Origin of the sequence: Roseisolibacter agri (genome assembly GCF_030159095.1) — a bacterium.
GTDB lineage: Bacteria > Gemmatimonadota > Gemmatimonadetes > Gemmatimonadales > Gemmatimonadaceae > Roseisolibacter > Roseisolibacter agri.
In genome coordinates this window covers 112,997-133,505 of record NZ_BRXS01000001.1, presented here as the reverse complement: position 1 = coordinate 133,505, position 20,509 = coordinate 112,997, and the positions used below count along the sequence as shown (strand labels likewise).

General features: G+C 75.7%; 12 protein-coding genes. 5 read left to right on the top strand and 7 right to left on the bottom strand.

The features are described 5' to 3' along the window. Window positions 1–106: 106 nt before the first annotated feature. Window positions 107–607 carry a four helix bundle protein gene (locus rosag_RS00635; RefSeq protein WP_284348055.1) on the bottom strand — a complete coding sequence of 167 codons (501 nt, stop codon included), beginning with the start codon at window positions 605–607 and terminating at the stop codon, window positions 107–109. Window positions 608–703: 96 nt separating this feature from the next. On the opposite strand from rosag_RS00635, the gene rosag_RS00630 reads away from it, so the two are divergent. From rosag_RS00630 to rosag_RS00620, 3 genes are all read left to right on the top strand, one after another. Then, a complete protein-coding gene (locus rosag_RS00630; RefSeq protein ID WP_284348054.1) occupies window positions 704–1,027 on the top strand; it encodes a TfoX/Sxy family protein in 324 nt (107 codons plus the stop codon). A 172-nt stretch (window positions 1,028–1,199) separates the two neighbouring features. Beyond that, window positions 1,200–2,702: a hypothetical protein gene (locus rosag_RS00625; RefSeq protein ID WP_284348053.1), complete on the top strand. Its 1,503-nt coding sequence runs from the start codon at window positions 1,200–1,202 to the stop codon at window positions 2,700–2,702. A gap of 147 nt (window positions 2,703–2,849) precedes the next feature. Further along, window positions 2,850–5,294, top strand: coding sequence for a carbohydrate binding family 9 domain-containing protein (locus rosag_RS00620; RefSeq protein WP_284348052.1), 2,445 nt, complete (start codon window positions 2,850–2,852; stop codon window positions 5,292–5,294). 339 nt (window positions 5,295–5,633) lie between these two features. On the opposite strand, the gene rosag_RS00615 is transcribed toward rosag_RS00620, so the two are convergent. Further along, on the bottom strand, window positions 5,634–6,920 hold the full coding sequence (locus tag rosag_RS00615) for a dicarboxylate/amino acid:cation symporter (protein WP_284348050.1): 1,287 nt from the start codon (window positions 6,918–6,920) through the stop codon (window positions 5,634–5,636). Window positions 6,921–7,021: 101 nt separating this feature from the next. Between rosag_RS00615 and queD the strand changes: the two genes are divergently transcribed. Together queD and rosag_RS00605 are read left to right on the top strand one after the other, a co-directional pair. Then, window positions 7,022–7,381 (top strand): 6-carboxytetrahydropterin synthase QueD, encoded by a 360-nt coding sequence (queD, locus tag rosag_RS00610; RefSeq protein ID WP_284348049.1) that lies wholly within the window; start codon window positions 7,022–7,024, stop codon window positions 7,379–7,381. Window positions 7,382–7,453: 72 nt separating this feature from the next. Then, complete coding sequence (locus rosag_RS00605; protein ID WP_284348048.1) at window positions 7,454–8,494, top strand: ATP-binding protein; 1,041 nt, start codon at window positions 7,454–7,456, stop codon at window positions 8,492–8,494. Window positions 8,495–8,743: 249 nt separating this feature from the next. Here rosag_RS00605 and recD read toward each other — a convergent pair whose 3' ends face one another. From recD to rosag_RS00580, 5 genes are all read right to left on the bottom strand, one after another. Next, on the bottom strand, window positions 8,744–10,687 hold the full coding sequence (gene recD / locus rosag_RS00600) for an exodeoxyribonuclease V subunit alpha (RefSeq protein ID WP_284348047.1): 1,944 nt from the start codon (window positions 10,685–10,687) through the stop codon (window positions 8,744–8,746). Then, the gene (recB, locus tag rosag_RS00595; RefSeq protein WP_284348046.1) at window positions 10,684–14,607 is read right to left on the bottom strand and encodes an exodeoxyribonuclease V subunit beta; all 3,924 of its coding nucleotides are present in this window, start codon (window positions 14,605–14,607) and stop codon (window positions 10,684–10,686) included. Before recB ends, recD begins: the two co-directional genes overlap by 4 nt. After that, window positions 14,604–17,825 carry an exodeoxyribonuclease V subunit gamma gene (locus tag rosag_RS00590; protein ID WP_284348045.1) on the bottom strand — a complete coding sequence of 1,074 codons (3,222 nt, stop codon included), beginning with the start codon at window positions 17,823–17,825 and terminating at the stop codon, window positions 14,604–14,606. Before rosag_RS00590 ends, recB begins: the two co-directional genes overlap by 4 nt. A 153-nt stretch (window positions 17,826–17,978) precedes the next feature. Continuing rightward, a complete protein-coding gene (locus rosag_RS00585) occupies window positions 17,979–18,773 on the bottom strand; it encodes a PEP-CTERM sorting domain-containing protein (RefSeq protein ID WP_284348044.1) in 795 nt (264 codons plus the stop codon). Window positions 18,774–19,025: 252 nt separating this feature from the next. Beyond that, window positions 19,026–20,492: a DNA recombination protein RmuC gene (locus rosag_RS00580; protein WP_284348043.1), complete on the bottom strand. Its 1,467-nt coding sequence runs from the start codon at window positions 20,490–20,492 to the stop codon at window positions 19,026–19,028. Between the last annotated feature and the right edge of the window lie 17 nt (window positions 20,493–20,509).

Genomic DNA, 20,509 nt, shown 5'->3' with positions numbered 1-20,509 from the left:
AGGACGGTGAGGCGGAGGACGATGAAGCGGAGGACGGAAAGGCGTGAAACGAACAAGCGGACCCGTTAGCTCGAAGCTGCAAGCCTGACGGGTCCGCCTTTCCGTTTCACGCTTCATCGTTACTCGCCGTTCCGTCCTCCGCCGTTCCGTCCTCCGCTTCGGCACTCTCGGTCTTTTCTCGTGTCGCGCGACGGAACGCGCTCAGCAGGCGCGTCGTGTTGTGCACGCGTCGGATGCACGGCTGCAGCAGCTCGGCCGGCGTGCAATCGTCCGTGCTCGCCTCGATCAGGAGCGTCTCGACCTCCTGCAGCGACGACCACGATTCGGTGTAGAACTTCGCGCGGTCACGCACCGTGCGCCGGCCCCACCCTTCGGCGAGGTTGGCGTGTACCGAGCGCGCGGCACGCCGCAGCTGGTCGGCGAGGTCCCAGTGACGCGACTGGCGGAGGTTCGCGCAGAGTGGACGCACGTCTACGACCAGCTTGATCGCCTCCTGCCAGACCCGCAGGTCGCGGAAGCTGACCGCGGGTTGCGAAGGACGTCGAGCGGGCTGCATGCTCCGCAAGCTGACGCCGTTCGCATGCAACGCGTGACCGTACGAACGCATCGCGTACCCGCGGACCGCGCCGCTCCATCGTCTCACGCTCCATCGTCCTCCGCCCTATCGTTCTCCGCCGTTCCGTCCTCCGCTCCTCCGACGATCGTGTCCTACGACCAAGGCCTGGTAGTTCGCGTCGCCTCCGCCCTCGACTCCCTCGGCGCCCGCGGCGTCCGCCAGAAGAACGTCTTCGGCGGCCGCGGCTTTCTCGTCGGCAAGACGACGTTCGTCATCGTCTGGGGCGAGGGCGTGCTCGTGAAGGTCCCGGCCGCGGAGTACGAGGCCGCGCGCGCGGCGCCCGGCGTCACCCCCTTCCAGCCCGACGGCACGCGGCCGATGGGCACCTGGCTCGTCGTGTCGGCCGAATCGGTGGCGGACGACCCGGAGCTGCAGGAGTGGGTGGCGCGCGGACTGCGCACGGTACGCTGACGCACCACGACTCCACGCCACCGTATCGCGCCTCACCGTCTTCCGCCGTTCCGTCTTCCGCCTCACCGGCCTCCGCAACATCGCGCCCTCCCGCGCGTCTATGTTGTGACCGACGGCGTCGTGCACGGCGCCCGCGACTCCCGTCCCACGTTCCCGCACTGCCCCGCCCGCGATGTCCAGCGTTCCCCGCCCCTCCGCGCTCCGTGTCGGCGCCACGTCGCACGCGACGCCGGCGTCGTCCCCGTCCGCGCAGGCGCGCGGGCGCGACGACGGGCGCGGGTCGCCGGGCGAGCCGTCGCGCGCGCCCGACGTGCGCTGGACCCCGGCCGGTGAGGGAGACGAGCGCGCCGCGCTCGCGCGTGGCGGCTACGGCGCGCGCGCGGGCAATCCGGGCGGCGTGGGCGGTGCTGGCGGCGCCGGCAGCGCGGGCGGCGTGAGCGACGCCTGGAGCGACCACATCGAGGCGCTCGGCCGCTGGTGCCGCAGCGACTGGCCGCTGTCGTCCACCGGGCGCTCGGCTGCGGCGTCGCTGGCGCTGGCGATGGGCGTGCGACTCGGCGCCCCCGGGAGCGGCAACGGACGCGGCGCGCTCGGCGAGGTCGTGCGGCTGCTGCTCGCCGCCGCCCAGGCCGACGTCGCGGCGCTGCGGGCGGCCCTCGCCGACCACCGCACGCCGGCGGCGCGCGCGCTGCTCGCCAACGTCGTCGGCGCGCCGTGGCTCCTCGCGACCGCGCGGCTGCGCGGTGACACCGTCCTCGGCACCGAGCTGCGCGCGTGCGCCTCGCGCGAGGAGGCCGCCGCGCTGCTGACGACGCTCGCCGGCGACGCCGCGGCCGGCGGGCCGCTGCCGGCGCTGCGCGCGCTCGTGACCGGCTGGGTGCGCGGCCCGCGGCGCGACGCGCCGCTGCTGGGCGACGACGCGCGCGAGGTGCCCGTCGCCACGAGCGACGAGACGCAGCTGCTCGTCCTGCCGCTGCTGGCGCTCGACGGCGCCGTCCCCACCGAGCCGCCCGCCGCGGTCCTCACCGCCATGCTCGGCGCCGCCACCCCGCGCGTCGCGTCGCCCTTCCTCGACGACGCCAATCCGCTCGCGATCGGAACGCCGGTCAGGCACGAGGAGGCGGAGGACGAGACGGCGGAGGACGAGGAAGCGGAAGACGAAGGAGCGGAGAACGCCGACGCGGAGGACGCCGAGGCGTACGACGACGCGCCGGACGAGGACGGGGCCGAGGAGCGCGACGCGCGCACGGTGGTGGTCACTCCGCCCGAGCCCGCGGAGCCCGAGCCCGTGGAGGCCGAGGTGATGGCGGCCGCGCTGGCGCGCCTGAAGGCGCGGGCGCACGCCGTCGAGCGCGTGGACGCCAGCGTCGCGAGCGACGACGGCGTGGTCGAGCACATCGCGGACGTCGTCCCCTGGCTCTCCGAGGCGACCGTGGCCGAGGTGCGCGCGCTGGCCCGCGACGGCTGGGCGGGCGAGGAGGCGATCGAGGTCGCGCGCGTGCTCTCGGCCGACGATCCCGAGATCAACGAGGTGGTGCGTCACGCGCGCCGCACCGAGAGCGAGCTGGTGGTCGAGATCGACGGACGCGCGGCGAGCGCCTGGCTGCGCGCGAACCGCCCGGACATCGCCGACCGCCTCGACGAGCTGCTCGAGGACGACGAGGAGGACGAGTAGGCGCCAGCAGGACGCGAAGGGCGCGAAGGGCGCGAAGGGCGCGAAGGACGCGCACACGGTTCTGACGGAGTTCGAACCCTGCCGGCGGCGCGACCGCGTCAGATTGCTCCGCGGTCCGCCGCCGTCCCCGTCCTCGCCTCCCTCCGCATGTCGCTCGTCCCCGCGCTGCTCGCGGCCGCCCTGCTGGGCGCCGCGCCCGATTCCGCCGTCCGCCGCGCCGCGAGCGCGCAGCCCGCGCCCCCGAAGGTCGAGGGCGTGCACCACGGCCGCCGCGGGGAGCTGGACGTCGCACCGCCACGCATCGAGGCGGACGTCGCGATCGACGGCGTGCTGAACGAGGCCGCGTGGTCGCGCGCGGCGCGGCTCACGGGCTTCTCGCGCTTCCAGCCCACCGACGGCGAGCCGGCGACCGACTCGACCGAGGTGCTGGTGTGGTACTCGCCGACGGCGATCCACTTCGGCGTGCGCGCGTTCGCGCCGGCGGGCACGGTGAACGCGACGCTCGCGGACCGCGACCGCATCACCGGCGACGACCACGTCACGATCCTGCTCTCGACCTTCGACGACGCGCGCCAGGCGGTCGCGTTCGCGGTGAACCCCCTCGGCGTGCAGATGGACGGGACGCTGGTCGAGACCGGGAACATCAGCACGGGCGGCATGGGCAACAGCGGCGGCGCGCAGGCGCGCGAAGGGATCGACCTGTCCGCCGACTTCGTCTTCCAGTCGAAGGGGCGCGTGACGCCCGAGGGCTACGAGGTCGAGGTGCGCATCCCCTTCAAGTCGCTGCGCTACCAGCCGCGCGACGTGCAGCGCTGGGGGATCAACGTGCTGCGGCGCGTGACGCGCCTGGGCGCGGAGGACTCGTGGGCGCCGGCGCGGCGCGGGCGCGCGTCGTTCCTCGCGCAGGGCGGGCGGCTCACGGGGCTCACGGACCTGCGGCGCGGCCTCGTGCTCGACCTCACGCCGGTGGTGACGCAGCGCAGCGAGGGGCGCCCGGTGAGCGGCGCGCCGGGCGGCGCGTGGGACTACCGCGTGCGCCGGCCCGACGTCGGCGGCAACGTGCGCTGGGGCGTGACGAACAACCTCACGCTCAACGGCACGGTGCACCCCGACTTCTCGCAGGTCGAGGCGGACGCCGCGCAGGTGCAGTTCGATCCGCGCTCCGCGCTCTTCTTCGCCGAGCGGCGCCCGTTCTTCCTCGACGGCATCGAGCAGTTCAGCGTGCCGAACGGGATCATCTACACGCGGCGCATCGTGCAGCCCGCGGCGGCGGTGAAGCTCACGGGCAAGGTCGCGGGCACCGACGTCGCGGTGCTGTCGGCGGTCGACGATCCGGGCGTTCCGCACGGCCAGCCTGGGCGCCACCCGCTCTACAACATCGTGCGCGTGCAGCGCGACCTGGGCGCGCAGTCGCGCGTGGGCGCGGTGATCACGGACCGCGAGGCGGACGGCGGCGGCTTCAACCGCGTCGCGGGCCTCGACACGCGCGTCGTGTTCGGCAAGGTGTACGCGGTGCAGGGGCAGCTGGTCGCCAGCACGACGCGCCCCGACGCTCCGGACGTCGAGGGCGTGCAGGAGGTGCGCACCGGCCCGCTCTGGCAGGCGACCTTCCAGCGCAACGGCCGGCGCTTCGGCTTCCGCTACTCGACGTCGGGGATCCACCCGGACTTCGTCGCGGGCTCGGGCTTCATCTCGCGCGGCAACATCGCGCGCGCCGCGGCGTCGCACCGCGTGACGTTCTTCAACGCGCCCACGAGCCCGATCGTCAGCTACGGCGGCGACGTGGTGCTCGACGGGACGTGGAAGTACGACGACTTCACGGCCGGCCGCGAGGCGCTGGAGAAGAAGCTGCACCTCAACGGCAACGCGCAGCTGCGCGGCGGCTGGTCGGCCGGCGGCTCGGTGCTGATCGAGGAGTTCCGCTACGACCCGGACCTGTACGCGCGCTACTACATCCCGCAGCCGCGCGCCGGAAACCCGGCGGTGATGGACACGGTGCCGTACGTCGGCACGCCGTCGCTGCCGAACCTGGACTACGTGCTCACGCTCAACACGCCGCAGTTCCGGAAGTTCTCGGGCAACGCGTTCGTGATCTGGGGCCAGGACGAGAACTTCTACGAGTGGGCGTCGAGCGACATCCTGTTCGTGACGCTGAACGGCACGATCCGCCCGACGGAGCGGATGCGCATCGACGCGGCCTACCAGATCCAGCGCTTCGCGCGCGTGCGCGACGGCAGCGTGGTCGGCCAGGCGCAGATCCCGCGGCTGAAGCTCGAGTACCAGATCGCGCGCCCGGTGTTCGTGCGCTTCGTCGGCCAGTACGTCGCGTTCGAGCGCGACAGCCTGCGCGACGAGGGGCGCACGCAGGCGCCGGTGTTCTTCCGCACGGCGAACGGCTACGTGCGCGCGGGCGCGCAGCGCAGCAACACCTTCCGCGGCGACGTGCTGTTCAGCTACCAGCCGAACCCGGGCACGGTGTTCTTCGCCGGCTACGGCTCGTCGGCGAGCGAGCCGGATCCGCTGCGCTTCGGGCAGCTGCGGCGGACGACGGACGGGTTCTTCCTCAAGTGGAGCTATCTCTTCAGGGTCTGACGCGCGGGTGAGCTCCGACGCGCGGGGAGCTGCGGGCCGCGGGCTGCGGATTCCTCGAGCTGCGTGCTGCGCGCTGCGTGAACGATCTCGGGATGCATCGGCGCGCTGCGGAGACGGTGCCTATTGGGGAGGACGCGGATGCTCCGGATCAGAACGGATCATGCGGATCGCTCCGTGTGGCGCATGGGACGTCGCCGCCGTGCGGGGCGATCCGAAGCATCCGCCATCATCCGGAGCATCCGCATCCCTCCAATGGCCGATAGGGAGCCGGCACGCCGACGCGTCCCGAGCGGCAGTGCACGCAGCAAGGAGCCGTAGTTCGGATCCGCAGTCCGCAGCTCACGCCACGCGGACGTCCGCCGGCTCGACGATCTCGACATCATCCGCGAGCACCGTCGCCACGGTCATGTCCCCCGTCACGTTGACGACGGTGTTGAACACGTCCGGGATCGCGTCGGCGGCGATCAGCAGCCCGATCCCGTCCAGCGGCAGCCCCGCGCTCAGCATCACCGGCGCGGTGACGACGAACAGCCCGCCGCTCGGGATGCCCGGGTTGCTGAAGCTCATCGCGATGCAGACGATCGTCATCGTCGCGATCTGCGCCGCCGATAGCTCCACGCCGTAGAGGTGCGCGAGGAAGAGCGGGCCCACGAGGTCCGCGATCGGCGTGTTGAGCTTGAACGTCGACACCGCGAGCGGCAGCACGAAGCCCGTGATCGCCGGGCGGTCGCCGAGGTGCCGCCGCGCGCCGTCGACCAGCGCGGGGAGCGACGCCAGCGAGGAGCGCGTGCTCACCGCCACCATCTGCGCCGGCGCGGCCGCGCGTGCGAACCGCGCGATCGGGATGCGCCCGAAGAGCGCCGCGACCGGGTAGCACGCGAGCGCGGTCACCGTCACGAGCCCGCACAGCACGAGCACGTACCAGCCCACCGCCCCGGCCGCGCCGACGCCGAGCTGCGCGCCCATGTCGGCCGCGAGCGCGAACACGCCGATCGGCGTCACGCGCAGCACCCAGCCCACGAGCACCAGCATCGCCTCGCGCACGGCGGTGAAGAAGCGCACGACCGGATCGCGCCCTGCAGCGGGCAGGCGCGTCACCGCCGCCGCGAACAGCACGACGAAGACGATCAGCGGCAGCATCGCGGCGTCGGCCGCGGCGGCGACGGGGTTGGTCGGCACGAGCCCGACGACGAAGCCGCGCAGCGTCGGGAGCTGCGGCGCGGCGCCCGTGCTGCCGGCCGCGGCGTCGGCGGCGGACGCGCGCAGCGACGCGGCGGCCGCGGGGTCGATCGCGTAGAGCTCCATCAGCGGCGGCGCCGCGAGCGCGGCCAGCAGCGCGGCGCCCACCAGCAGCGCGAGGAACCAGCCGACCGCCTTCGCGCCCAGCCGTCCCACCGCGCGCACGTCCGCGACGCCGGCGACGCTCGTCACCAGCAGCGCCACGACCAGCGGCACGAGCGTCATCCGGATCGCGCTCACCCACAGCGCGCCCAGCGGCTCGACGACGCGCACGAGCGTGCGGAGGAGCGGCGCGTCGGTCGCGGCCGCCGCGGCGCCGAGCGCGAGGCCCGCGGCGAGGGCCACCAGCGCGAGCACGGTCGGGGAGCGGCGGGACGGGGTCGGCATCGGCATGGCGCGGGAGGATCGGCGGGCGCACGCGGTTCTGCAAGGCGCCGCGTCACGTCGGCGGTTGCGTGCGGCGCCCGGTCCGGCCACCATCCGGCATGATGGAGATCTGGCGAGAGTTCACCTTCGAGGCGGCGCACCGGCTGCCCCACGTCCCCGACGGCCACAAGTGCGCGCGGCTGCACGGGCACTCGTTCCGCGTCGAGCTCCACGTGCGCGGGCCGCTCGACCCGACGCTCGGCTGGGTGATGGACTTCGCGGACCTCAAGGCGGCGTGGAAGCCGCTCGACGACGCGCTCGACCACCGCTACCTGAACGAGATCCCGGGCCTCGAGAACCCGACCAGCGAGGTGCTCGCGCGCTGGCTGTGGGCGCGGCTCGCGCCGGTGGTGCCGGGGCTGTCGGAGATCGTGGTGCGCGAGACCTGCACGTCGGGCTGCCGCTACCGCGGCGAGGGCTGAGGCGGACGCGAGCGCGCCGACGGATCGGGCCGTCGCGCCCCCCGAGGTCCGCGACGTGCACGCCCAGGCGGCATGCCGTCGTCCCCGCTCCTCCGCTTCTTCACCGGCCGGCGCGGCCGTCAGGCGGTCGACACCATCACGCCGGAGCGCACCTTCGCCGACGTGATCCTGCCGCCGGCGACGCAGCGCACGCTGGAGCAGGCGCTGGCGCAGGTGCGCAACCACGCCCTGATCTTCGAGCGCTGGGGCCTCGGCGAGCGGCACGCGACGGGCCTCGGCCTCGCGTTCAACTTCGCCGGCCCACCGGGCACCGGGAAGACGATCTGCGCCGAGGCGATCGCGCACGCGCTCGGGAAGCAGCTGCTGGTGGTGAACTACTCGGTCGTCGAGTCGATGTGGGCCGGCGAGACGGCGAAGAACGTCGCCGCGGTCTTCCGCACGGCGATCGAGGACGACGCGGTGCTCTTCTTCGACGAGGCGGACGCGATCGCGGCGCGGCGCACGGCCGGCGCGCGGCAGGCGATGGAGCGCGAGGCGAACACGGTCGTCAACGTGCTGCTGCGTGAGCTGGAGGCGTTCAACGGCGTGGTGGTGTTCGCGACCAACCTCGCCGCGAACTTCGACCCGGCGTTCGAGCGCCGCATCCGCACGCACGTGCTGTTCGAGATGCCGGGCGTCGCGGAGCGCGAGCGCATCTGGCAGGTGCAGCTGCACCCGCTGCACACGCCGCTGTCGGCGGACGTGGACTTCGCGGCGCTGGCGGAGCGCTATCCGGCGAGCGGCGGCGACATCAAGAACGCGGTCCTGAAGGCGGCGGCCGCGGCGGCCGCGGAGCCGGGCGTCGACGTCGGCAAGCGGATCCACCAGCGCCACTTCGTGCAGGGGATCGAGGACGTGATGGCCGCGAAGTCGGTGATGCGGCAGTCGATCTTCGCCGACGAGGATGCGGCGGTCGCGGCCGGGCCGAACGTCGCCGTCCCCGACGCGCGCACCGCGCTCGCGCTGCAGGCGGTGGAGGCGCGCTCGCAGCATGCCGCGCTCCTCGGCATCGCGCTCGGCGCCGCGGGGCTGCTGGCGGGGCTCGCGGGGCTGGTGGTGGCGGCGCTCAGATAGAGCCGCTGCGTGCCGCGTGCCGCGCATCCGGCTGCCCGGGACGCGTCGGTCCGCCGGACCCCTCCGCCTGTTGGGGAGGACGCGGATGCTCCGGATCGGAACGGATCATTCGGATCGCTCCTCCAAGTGCGTGAAGCGTCGCCGCCATGTGGAGCGATCCGCAGCATCCGTCTCCATCCGGAGCATCCGCATCCCTCCATCAGGCAACAGGGCCGGCGCGACGGTGCCAGCGACGCAGCACGCAGCACCTCACCCCCAGAGCGCCTCCCGCAGCCCGCTCGCCCGCTGCACGCGCTCCGCGATGCCGGCACGCAGCACCTCGGCGCTCCCGACGACCGTCACCTTCGACTTCGCGCGCGTGACGCCCGTGTAGAGCAGCTCGCGCGTCAGCACCGGCGACGGGCGCGGCGGCAGCACGAGCACCACCTCGTCGAACTCCGAGCCCTGCGACTTGTGCACGGTCATCGCGAAGACCGTCTCGTGCGCCGGGAGCCGTGCGGGCGCCAGCGCGCGCACGCCGCCGTCCGACGCGCGGAACCACGCGCGCAGGCCTGAGGCGCCGTCGCGCAGCACGACGCCGACGTCGCCGTTGTACAGCTCCAGCGCGTGGTCGTTCTCGGTCACCATCACCGGCTGGCCGTGCCACCACCGCGCGCCGGCCGCGTCGCGCGGCAGCGTGCCCTCGCGCGCCAGCGCCTCCACGATCGCGCCGTTGAGCCCCGCCACGCCGACCGTGCCCGCCCGATGCGCCGCGAGCACGCGGAACCGGTCGAGCGCGGCCAGCGCGGCCGCCGGACCGTCGAGCATCACGCTCTGGCGGTAGGCCGGCAGCGCCAGCCGGCGCACGGGCGCGAGCGCCGCGCGGTCCACGCCGCCGTCCGACGGCTCCCACACGACCTGGCCCGTGGCGTCGTGCTCCAGCACCGCGAGCGCGCGCGCCGCGTCGCCGTCGTTGATCGCGCGCGCCAGCGCGCCGATCCCGCCGTCGTCGTGGAAGCGGCGGCTCACGCGCAGCCGCACGACCGCGTCCGCCACCGCTGGGAGCTTGCCGGCCGCCGGCGTGCCCGCCGCCGCGCCCACACGCGCCAGCTGTGCGCCGAACGTCGCGCTGCACGGCACGTCACCGTCGCCGCACACGTCGGCGAGGATCGTCCCCGCCTCCACGCTCGCCAGCTGGTCGCGGTCGCCGAGCAGCACCAGCCGCGCGTGCGACGGCACCGCGTCGAGCAGCTTCGCCATCAGCGCCAGGTCCACCATCGAGCTCTCGTCCACCACCACCACGTCGTACGGCAGCGGGTGCGTGGCGTCGTGACGGAAGCGCGTGGGCGTGCGCGGCTGCCAGCCCAGCAGGCGGTGCAGCGTCGTCGCCTCCGCGGGGACGTGCGTCGACACGTCCGGAGGCAGCGCGAGGCGCGCGCGGCCCGACACCACCGACTCGGCCAGGCGCGCGGCGGCCTTGCCCGTGGGCGCGGCGAGCGCGATGCGCGGCGGCGTCTCGCCGCGCGCGAGCGCCTGCTCCACCAGCAGCGCGAGCACCGCGAGCACCGTCGTCGTCTTGCCCGTGCCCGGCCCGCCGGTGATCACCGCCAGCGCCCGCAGCACCGCCACCGCGGCGGCCGTGCGCTGCAGGTCGGGCGCCGATCCTTCGGTCGCCGGGAAGAGCCGCGCGAGCCCGTCGCGCAGCAGCCGCTCGTCGACGTCGGCGCGCAGCACGCCGGCGCGCGCGCGCAGCGCCGCCTGCAGCCGCCGCTGGTAGGCCCAGTAGCGCGCGAGGTACAGGCGATGGCCGTCGAGCACGAGCGGGCACGTCGTCCCCGCCTCCGCGTTGGCTGCCGCCACGACCACCGCGCTGTTCGCGAGCGCGTCGCGCCACGCGGCCGCGTCGGGCCACGGCGTCGCGGCCTCCGCCCGCTCCATGCGCACCAGCCGCTCGGGCGCGTCCAGCTCCGCGCACACGTGCCCCGCGCCCGGCGCGCGGCTGGCGACCGCGAGGCCCAGCAGCACGAGCGGATCGTGCACGCCGGCGAGGCGCGCGACGGTGCGCGCGAAGTGCACGTCCACGTCGCGCAGCACGCCGTGCGCGCGCAGCTCGTCCAGCCCCGGCACGGCGTCGCGGTCGCCCGTGCGGCGGTCCAGCGCGCCGACGTCCAGCGGCTGCGCCACCGACGAGAAGAGGTCGGCCTCGACGCTCATGCGCCCTCCCGCAGCACGCGGTCCAGTGCCTCGATGCGCGCGCGCGGCGGCCGGTCGACGAACACGCCCGTGCCGTCGCCCATGCCGCGCAGGAAGACGTAGCACGCGCCGCCCACGTCGCGGTCCCAGTCGTAGTCGCGCACGCGCAGCGTCAGCCAGCGGTGCAGCGCGACGGCGTACAGGTGGTACTGGAGCACGTAGTGCGCGTCCGCCATCTCCTGCGCCATCCGCTCCGCGGCGTAGTCCGCGCGCCGCGCGCCCAGCCGGTTCGACTTGTAGTCGAGCAGCCACCACTTCCCCGCGTGGCGCGCCACGAGGTCGATCGCGCCGGTGAGGAACCCACGGAGCGGGCGGAAGCCGAGCGCGGCGACACGGTCGGCGTAGCGCGCCATCGCGTCGCCGGTGAGCGCGCCGCCCGGATGGTCGCGGAACGCGCGCGCGAGCGCCGCCGGCGAGATGGCGGCGTCGTTCGCATCGCACGCCGGGAGCTCGAAGCGCAGCTCGGTCAGGCGCTGCGCCATCGGCACGTCGCGCAGGCGCAGCGTCGCGCCGCCGTCCACCGCCAGCGGCGCGTCCAGCACGCCGCGCAGCGCGCCGGTCACCGGCGCCGTCCAGCGCGCCGCGTCGAAGCCGTACGCGTGCAGCCGGTCGTCGATCATCGGCGGCAGCGTCTCGGGCGCGGCGGGATCGTGGCGCTCCAGCACCTCGTGGAAGAAGAGACCGGCCTGCGCGCTCGCCGGGAAGCCGGCCAGCGGCACGTCGCCCTCGTCGTCGGGCGCGGAGCGGCGCGCGTCGTCCAGCGCCTCGGGCACCTCCGCGTCGTCCTCGGCGTCGCGGTGCGCGTGCGCGCCGCGCGTGAGCGCCGTGAAGCTGCCCATGCGCCAGCCGTCGTCCAGCGGCGCGGTGCGCGTCCACGCGCGCGCGGCCAGCGCCGGGCGCGCCGCATCGGGCGCGCGCCAGCGCACGGGCGTCGCGCGCACGTCCTCCTCGTCCACCGCGATCAGCGCCGGCGTCGCGGCGGCGAGCGCCTCCAGCCGGTCGCGCAGCGCGTCGTCGTCCCGCGTCTTCAGCTGCAGGTCGAGCAGCGCCGCGCGCGGCGAGCGCGCGCCGTCCGCCAGCGCGGCGTCGTCGCCGTGCAGCAGCCACGCCAGCGGCGAGGTGTCGAAGCTCGTCGCCGCGCCCCACCAGAGCGTGACCTGGTGCCGCGCGCGCGTCATCGCGACGTAGGCGAGGCGGAGCGACTCCGCGAAGCGCGCGTCGTCCACCTGCGCCGCCGCGGGCGACTGCGGCCCGCCGCGCAGGTCGATCGCGCGCGGCGTCGCGGCGCCGGGCACGCGCACGTGCGGGAACGCGAGGTCGTTGCGGTGCGAGAGCGTGCCGTCCCACAGGTACGGGCACCACACCGCGCCGTACTCCAGCCCCTTGCTGGAGTGCACCGTCACCACCTGCGCGGCCTCGTCGTCGCTCTCCAGTCGCAGCTGGCGCGCGGCGTCGTCGCGCCCGGAGTCCGCGTTCGCGACCTGCTCGCGCAGCCACGCCAGCGTCGCGCCGGGCGCCAGCGCGCGCTCGGTGGCCGCGGCGTGCAGCAGCTCGCCGAGGTGCAGCAGGTTGGTGAGCCGCCGCTCGCCGTCCACCAGCGCCAGCAGGCGCGCGGGCAGCGCCAGCTCGTCGCACAGCGCGCGCACGAGGCGCATCACGCCGGGCGCGCCGGCACCGGACGCGCCGCTCGCGCGCATCGCGCCGTCGCCGCGCCACGCCGCGCGCCACGCGCGCAGCCGCTCGGCCCACGTGTCCCAGCGTGCATCGTCGGCATCGAGCGCGGCCAGCAGGTCGCCCGGACCCAACGGCGCGCCGCCGTTCGCCAGCTCGGCCGCCGCCGCGAGTCCCAGGAGATCCGTCGCCAGCGCCGCGCGCGCGAGCGACGGCGACGCGGGCTCCAGCACCGCGGCCAGCACGGCGATCAGCTCGATCGCCTCGCGCGACGCGAACACGCTCTCCGCGCCGTGGATCACCGCTGGCACGCCTGCGCGCCGCAGCGCGGCCTGGACGTCGCGCGCCTGCTGGTGCGAGCGCACGAGCACCGCGACGTCGGCCGGCCGCACGGCGCGCGGTCGGTCGTGGCCGCCCACACGCTCGAGGATCGTCGCGCCGCTGCCGAGGAAGCGCGCGACGTCGCTCGCGACCAGCGTCGGGAGACGCGGCGTGAGGCGCTCCTTCGTGATCAGCGTGCTCGTGCCCGTGGGCGCGAGGTCGCCCTCGCGCGCCAGGAAGCGCACGCGCAGCGGCGCGCCCGCGCCCTGCAGCCGCGGCGCGCCGTGTCGCGCGCGCACGCCGCGCCACGCGATGGCCGGCTCCGCGAACGGCGCGGGGTGCGCGCCCCACAGCGCGTGCAGCGCGTCCACCAGCGCGCCCTCCGTGCGCCAGTTCGCGTCGAGCGCCCAGCGCGTGCCCGCCGCGCCGCGCGCCGCCAGGTACGCCTCCACGTCCGCGCCGCGGAAGGCGTAGATCGACTGCTTCGGATCACCGATGAGCACCAGCCGATGTCCCGACGTCGCGAACGCGCGGCGGAAGATCTCCCACTGCACGTCGTCGGTGTCCTGGAACTCGTCGATCAGCGCGGCGCGGAAGCTCTCGCGCAGCGCGGTGGCCAGCGGCTCGCCCGCGGCGTCCGCGTCGCGGCGCAGCGCGTCGCGCACCAGCCGCAGCAGGTCGTCGAAGCCGTGCTGCCGCGCCGCGCGCTTGCGCCGCGCCAGCTCCGCGCGCGCGAAGTCCACGCAGTCGTGCTGCAGCCGCAGCGCCTCGATCAGCGCGGCGCCCTGCAGGCGCGCGTCCGCATCCAGCAGCGCGTCGATGCGCGCGCACAGCGGATGGACGGGCGCCTGCGCCTCCTTCCCCTTGTTGCACGCCTCGCGCAGCCCCGACGCGCCGAAGTAGCGCAGCTCCTTCTCCGGCAGCGGATCGGTCGCCGGGCTGGCGGACGCCCACGTCGCGATGGTGCGCGCGCGCGTGTCCAGCGAGTCCGCCTTCCACTTCACGCCACTGAGGATCTTCGCCGTGCGCGCCTCGTCGATGAGGCGGAACACGTCGCCGGTGTCCTCCTCGCTCCAGCGGCCGGCGATGTCGGTGGCGAGCCGCGTGCGCTCCTCCAGCAGCGTCTCGAACGCGCCGCCGTCCATGTCGTCGAGCGCGGGCACGCAGCACGACTCCGGGTGCCGCACCGCGCGGCGCGCCAGCGCCTGCAGCATCGGCAGCCCGACCTTCGCGCGCCCCACCAGCGCCTCCACCAGCGCGACCGGGCGTCGCGCGGTCTCGCGCGCCCAGAAGTCGCGCACCACCGCCTCCAGCAGCTCCGCCTCGTCGGTCAGCAGCTCGGCGTCCAGCTCCCCGCCGCACTCGAACGCGCGCTCGCGCAGCACGCGGTGGCAGAAGCCGTGGATGGTCGTGATCGGCGCGTCGTCGAAGCGGCCGAGCGCCGTGCGCAGCGCCGTCACCGCGTCGCCGAGCGCGGAGCCGGCGATGGCGCGCGTCACCAGCGTGCGCGCGACCTCGTCGTGCGCGGCGATCGCGTCGCCCGGCGGGATCGCGCCCGCCGCCAGCGCCCGCTCGGCCAGCGTCAGCGCGTCGCGCAGCCGGCGGCGCACGCGGTCGCGCAGCTCCGCGGTCGCGGCCTCGGTGAACGTCACCACCAGGATCTCGTCGATGCCGAGCCGCTCCTCGACGACCAGGCGCAGCACGAGCGACGCGATGCTGTACGTCTTCCCGGTGCCGGCGCTCGCCTCCAGCATCGTCACGCCCGCCGGCAGCGGCTCCGCGCGCGTCGGATCGAAGCGCGGGACGTCGTCGGCCGCGGGCGCGGGCGGCGCGTACGCCGTGGCTTCCGCCGCCGCGGCCGCGAACAGGTCCAGCGGCTCGGCGCTCACGACGCGGCCTCCGGCGCGCGCGCGCCGAGGCACGCGAGCACGGGCTCCCACACCGCGCGCGACAGCTCGCCGAAGCGCGCGCCGTCGCCGAACGGCTGCTCGCCGAGCAGGCGCTCGGTCCACGCGTCGCGCCGGTCGTTCCACGCGGCGATGGCCTTCGCGAGCCCCTCGCGGTGCGCGTCCTCTGGCGTGCGCTTCGGCGTGAACGCCTCGACGTAGGCGAGCGACGCATCGGGGAGCAGCGGCAGCGGACGGCGCATCGCCTCGTCGTACAGCGCGAGCAGCGCGCCGAGCCGCGCCTCGGCATCGGACACGGGCGCGAACGCGAGGCGTCCGTCGGTCGGCGTGCGCTTCGGCAGGCCCACCAGCGTGCTCGCGGGCGCGCCCGGCCCTTCGGCGAGGTGCAGCGCGAGGTGCCGCACCCAGAACGACAGCAGCTGCTTCGCGCGCAGCGCGCCCGCGTGCACCTCGAACAGCCCGCCGTCGAACAGCGGGCCCACGCGTCCCACCAGCCGCCAGCCGCCGATCGTGCGGTCGACGTCCACGCCGTCCGTGCGCACCGCGCGCTTTCGCGCATCGGCCAGCCGCGTCACCGTGCGCGCCTCCGCCACCGCCGCGCCGAACGCGACGTGGCCCAGCGGTCCGTGCGGCAGCCGGCCCGCCGCGCGCTGCAGCGCGAGCGACGGCGCGGGATCCTCGTCGTCCAGCAGCCGCGCGAGCACGTCGCTGCGCAGCGTCCAGCGATCGAGCCCGTCGAGGTCGAGCGGGTCGTCGATCTCCAGCGCCTCCGGCGCGCCGAGCCAGACGCCGAGCCGGCCCGACACCACCGCGCGCGCGGGCGCGGCGAGGAATGCGGCCAGTGCGTCGACCGTCACCACGCGCTCCGCGGGCGCCGGCAGCGCGCGCGTGAGGAACGCGGGCGCGTCGCCGCGCGGCGCGCGCAGCGCGAGCGCGCCGGCCAGGTGCGTCGCGTCGTGGCTGCGCGGCGCCTCGCCATCGCCGCCGAACGCGCCCGGCCCGAACGGCTGCATCGGGTGCGCGCGCTCGACGACGGTGCGCGCGTGCAGCGGCGTGCCGTCCGCGTCGCGCGCGTCGCAGGTGCAGCGCGCGTCCAGCGCATCCAGCAGCTCGCCGACCGGCACGGCGGGCGGCACGGGCTCGTTCGTGTCGAGCGTGCGGCCCGTGTACGTGACGATCAGCCGCTCGCCCGCGGCGAGGATCGCCTCCAGCAGGCGCTGGCGGTCCTCGGCGTTCGCGTCGGCGGCGCCGGGCACGCGCTCGCGCGCCAGCAGGTCGAAGCCCGCGCCGCCGCGCGCGCGCGGCCACGCGCCGTCGTCCAGCCCCACCAGCGCGATCACGCGCGCGGGCACCACGCGCCCCGGCGCGAGCCGCGCGAGCGTGACGCTGCCCGCGCTCCCCTCGCCGCCCGCGGGCTCGTCGAAGCGCGCGGCGAGCAGCAGGCGCACCGCCGCCGGCTCCACCGGCCGGTCGCAGCCCGTGCCCTCCTCCACCAGCGCGTCGAGCGCATCGCGCCACGCGCGGCGCGCGAGCACGTGATCGGGACCGTCGTCCACGAGCGCGTCCACCACCTGTGCGCGCAGCACGTCGCGCCACTCGCGCAGCGTGCGCGCGCCGCGCACCGCGCGCACCGCGTCGAAGGTCCGCGCGCACGCCTCGGCGAAGCGGCCGAGCCGCTCGGCCTCGCTCCCCTCGACGGCGTCGACCGGGAGCGCGCCCTCCCACAGCGTGCGCCCGTCGCCCGGAAGGCCCCAGCCGAGCAGCAGCCGCTCGAGGCCGAAGCGCCAGGTGTGCTCCTCGTCGTTGGGCTGGTCGTGCGATGCCGCGCGGTCGTCACCGTCCATCCCCCAGCGCACGCCGCTCTCGCGCACCCAGCGGCGCAGCACGTCCTCGGCCCCCGCGTCCAGGCCGAAGCGCGCCGCGACGGCCGGCAGCGTCACCAGGTCGAGCACCTCCACGACGTTCACGCGCGACGCCGCGAGGGCGAGCACGCGCAGCGCGACGTCGGCCGCCGCGTTGCCGCGGCGCGCGGGACGATCGAGCACGCGCAGCGGTAGCGGCGCCGCGCCGCCCGTCGCCGCGAACGCCGCCTCGATCAGCGGCGCGACGAGCGCGACGTCCGGCGTCAGCACGAGCACGTCGCGCGGCCGCAGCGTCGGGTCGGCGTCGAGCAGCGCGAGCAGCTCGTCGCGCAGCACCTCCGCCTGCCGCATGGGACCATGGCACGCGTGCACGCGCCACGACGCGTCGTCGCTCGCGAGCGGCACCGGCGCGTCGGACGCGGCGCCCAGCAGCTCGGCGCGCAGCACGTCGAGCGCGGAGCGCGGCGCGATCGCCAGCGCAGCGTGCGCGACGTGCGCGACGTGCGTGGGCGTGATGTCCAGCTCCGCGCACGCGCGCTCGATCAGCGCGTCGAGATCGTCGCCCAGCCGGCCGAGCGAGGTGCGCAGCGACGGCGACGTGGACGCGGTGCGCGGCGGCAGCGCCACCAGCGCGTGCACGTCCACGCCCGCGGCCGCGAGCGCGACCATCGTGCGCACGTGCAGCATCGGCGTGCCGGGCTGCGCGACCCAGACGATGCGTTCGGGCAACGCAGCCCGCCCGCCGGATCGCAGGCGCGCCTCCGCCGCGGCGGCGAGCGCCGCCGGGTGCGTGGGCGCGTCGCCCGCGTGCAGCGCGCGCCAGAGCGTGGACTGCCACCCGTCGTCCGCGCCCGCGTCCCAGCGCCGCACGCGCGCGGGGTCGCAGCTGGCGTAGCGATGGAAGCACTCGCCCAGCCGGCGCGCGAAGGTGAGGGCGCGCGCATCCACGACGCGCGGGTCGGCGGCTCCGCCGTCGCGGTGCAGGTAGCGCCGCACGTCCACGAAGACCTTCGCGAACGCCGGGTCGTCCAGCAGCGCGGGCAGCGTCGCGAGCAGGCGCCAGGTGAGCCGCTCCGCGCGCCAGCCGCGGACCGTGGCGCGCGTGACGCCCAGCGTCGACTCCAGCACCTCCTCGAGGACCGTGGAGGGCGACGGGAAGCGGACGTGCGCGCAGACGCCCAGCCGCTCGGCCAGCCGCGCGGCGAGCCAGCGCTCCAGCGGGCGCGAGCCCACCACCACCCACTCGGGCGCCAGCGGGTCCGCGACCGGGGCGCGGAGGACGTCGGCCAGCACGTCGGCCAACGGCTCGAGGCGGGCGCTGCGGTGGACTACGAGCATCGAGCCCATTCTAACGCCCGGGGCCGACGGTCGCTGCCCGGGCCGGCGCCGGGGTCGCTGGCGGACGCGCGAAGCCCCCCGGACGATGGGCTGTCCGGGGGGCTTCCGACGCCAGCGCCGCTCGGACGGCGTGGCGGTCCTGCCTTCGGCCGATCAGGCCTGCGTGCGACGACGGCGGGCGAACCCGACGAGGCCCACGAGACCGGTCGCCATGAGCGCGTACGTCGACGGCTCCGGCACCACCGACCCGGTGCCGCCGCCGTTGATGCCGCCCGGCGTGGAGACGCCGCAGTTCGCGTCGCCCGACGAGAAGCACTTGTCCGACGTCTCGGTGGCGCCGTTGATGAGCGCGAGGTTCTGCGCCCGGACGCCCACCTGGATCGCCGAGAGGAGGTTGTTGAGCCCCGTCCCGGTGATGTTGAACTGGAACTGACCGTACTCGTTCGGGCACGTCTCGTAGCGCGTGTTGCCCGTCAGGTTGTCGCCGAACCCGCACGGCCGGAACCCGTTGTTCCCGAAGTCGACCCCGACCGGCAGCGTCGTCGTGCCCGCGCCGCTCTGGAGGTCGCCGGGCGCGCCGTTCGTCGCGAAGTTCGTGAGCGGGAGCGTCTGCCCGGCCCCCGGCCCCACGAGCGTCGGCGAGCTGGCGATGAGCGTGCCGCCCGTGAGCGTCACGTTCGCGCCGGTCTCGAAGATCCCGAACCCGCTGAGGAACGAGTCCGCGCTCGGCGTCGAGCCGACGTTGCGGATCCCGACCGTCAGCACGCCCGACGTGTTGTCCGCGCTCAGCCCCGACAGTGCGAAGCCGAAGTTCGCGCAGAACTGCTGCGGCGTGTTGCAGACCTGCAGGAAGTTCGTGAACTGCGCCTGCGACGTCGCCGGCGCCGCGATCGCGACCGCGGCCGCCAGCGCCGCGCTGGCGCGCGCGATCCTACCGATGCCCCTCATGCTCCTCCCTCCCCAACGCATGTCCATGACTCCGGGCGATCCGATCCGTCGGATGCGACCGCGAGCCGATGATCCACGCCCCGCTCCTCATCGGCCGGGCTCGACCAGCGCCGCGTAGCGTTGGGGGAGAGCGCGACTCCGGGCGAACGGACGACGCCGAGGGGCGGCGTGGTCGTGGTGCGGTGCGCAAGTCGCAGGCCTCGGACGTCGAATCCGGCGTGACGGCCGTCACACCATCGTCATGGTTCGACGCTACGGTCGGGCCGTGCCGACGTCCTCGGGCTGCAGCACGCGGATCGCGATGCCGGCCTCGTCCGCGTGCGCCGTGGCGTGCGCGACCGTATCGCGCACGTCCTCGGCCGACAGCGTGCGCAGCACGCGCGCGACCGGCGCCGGCTCGGGCAGCTCGGCCGCCGACGTCGCGCCGAGGTCGCGGAAGCGCCGCGCCTGCGGCAGCACCATGCGCTCCAGCGAGCCGACCGCGCCGTTGTACGCGTCGTTCGCCCGCTCCAGCCCGCGGCGCAGATCATTGAAGTGTCCCGCGAAGACGCGCACGCGCTCGTACAGCTCGCGGCCGAGCGCGCTGATCGCCTCCGCGTTGCGCGCCACGCGCTCCTGCTGCCAGCCGTACGCCACCGCACGCAGCAGCGCGATCAGCGTCGTCGGGCTGGCGGCGAGCACGCGCTGCTCCACGCCGTGCTCGATCAGCGCGGGATCGTGCTGCAGCGCCGCGCCGAACACGCTCTCGCCGGGCAGGAACATCACCACGAACTCCGGCGTCTCCGCGAACTGCCCCCAGTACGCCTTGGCCGAGAGCTTCGCGACGTGGTCGCGCACCTGCCGCGCGTGGTCGCGCAGCCGGCGCTCGCGCGTCGCGTCGTCGGGCGCCTCGGCCGCCGCGAGGTAGGCGTCGAGCGGCGCCTTCGCGTCCACCACCACGAGCTTCCCGCCCGGCAGCCGCACGAGCAGGTCGGGGCGCAGGCGGCCGTCGTCCACGCTGGCCTGCTCGACGAAGTCGCAGTGCTCGATCATGCCCGCCATCTCGCACACGCGGCGCAGCTGGATCTCGCCCCAGCGCCCGCGCCCGTGCGGCGTGCGCAGCGCGTCCACCAGCGCCTTCGTGCGGCCGCTCAGCTCGCGCTGTCCGTCGAGCATGTGCCCGAGCTGCGTGCGCAGCGCCGCCTCCGCGTCGGCGCGCGCGACGGCGACCTGCTGCAGCGTGCCGTCGACCTTCGTCAGCGCGTCGCGGATGGGCGCCACGAGCGCGTCCACCGCGCGCTCGCGCTCGCGCAGCGCCTCCGCCGACTGCTGCTGCGCCTCGCCGAGCGACGCGCGCGCCAGCTGGAGGAACTGCTCGCCGCTGTTGCGCAGCGCGTCGGCGCTGAGCGCCGCGAACGCCTCGCGCAGCCGCGCCTCCGCCTCCGCGCGCTCGCCCTCGCGCGCCGCGCCCGCGCGCCGCTCGGCCGCCAGCTCCGCGGCCAGCGCCGCCGCGCGCTCGCGCGCCTGCGATGCCTCGCCCGCGTGCGCGGCCAGCTCGCGCGTCAGCCGCTCGGCGTCGCGCAGCAGCGCGACGCGCTCGGCGTCCTGGCGTGCGCGGTCGACCGCCGTGCGCGCGAGCGCGGCGCGCGCGCCCAGGCGCCACGCGACGGCAGCGCCCACGGCCAGGCCGAGCGCCGCTCCCGCGGTGGCGGCGAGCAGCGCGGCGGGAACGTCAGCCACGCGAGCGAACGACTGCG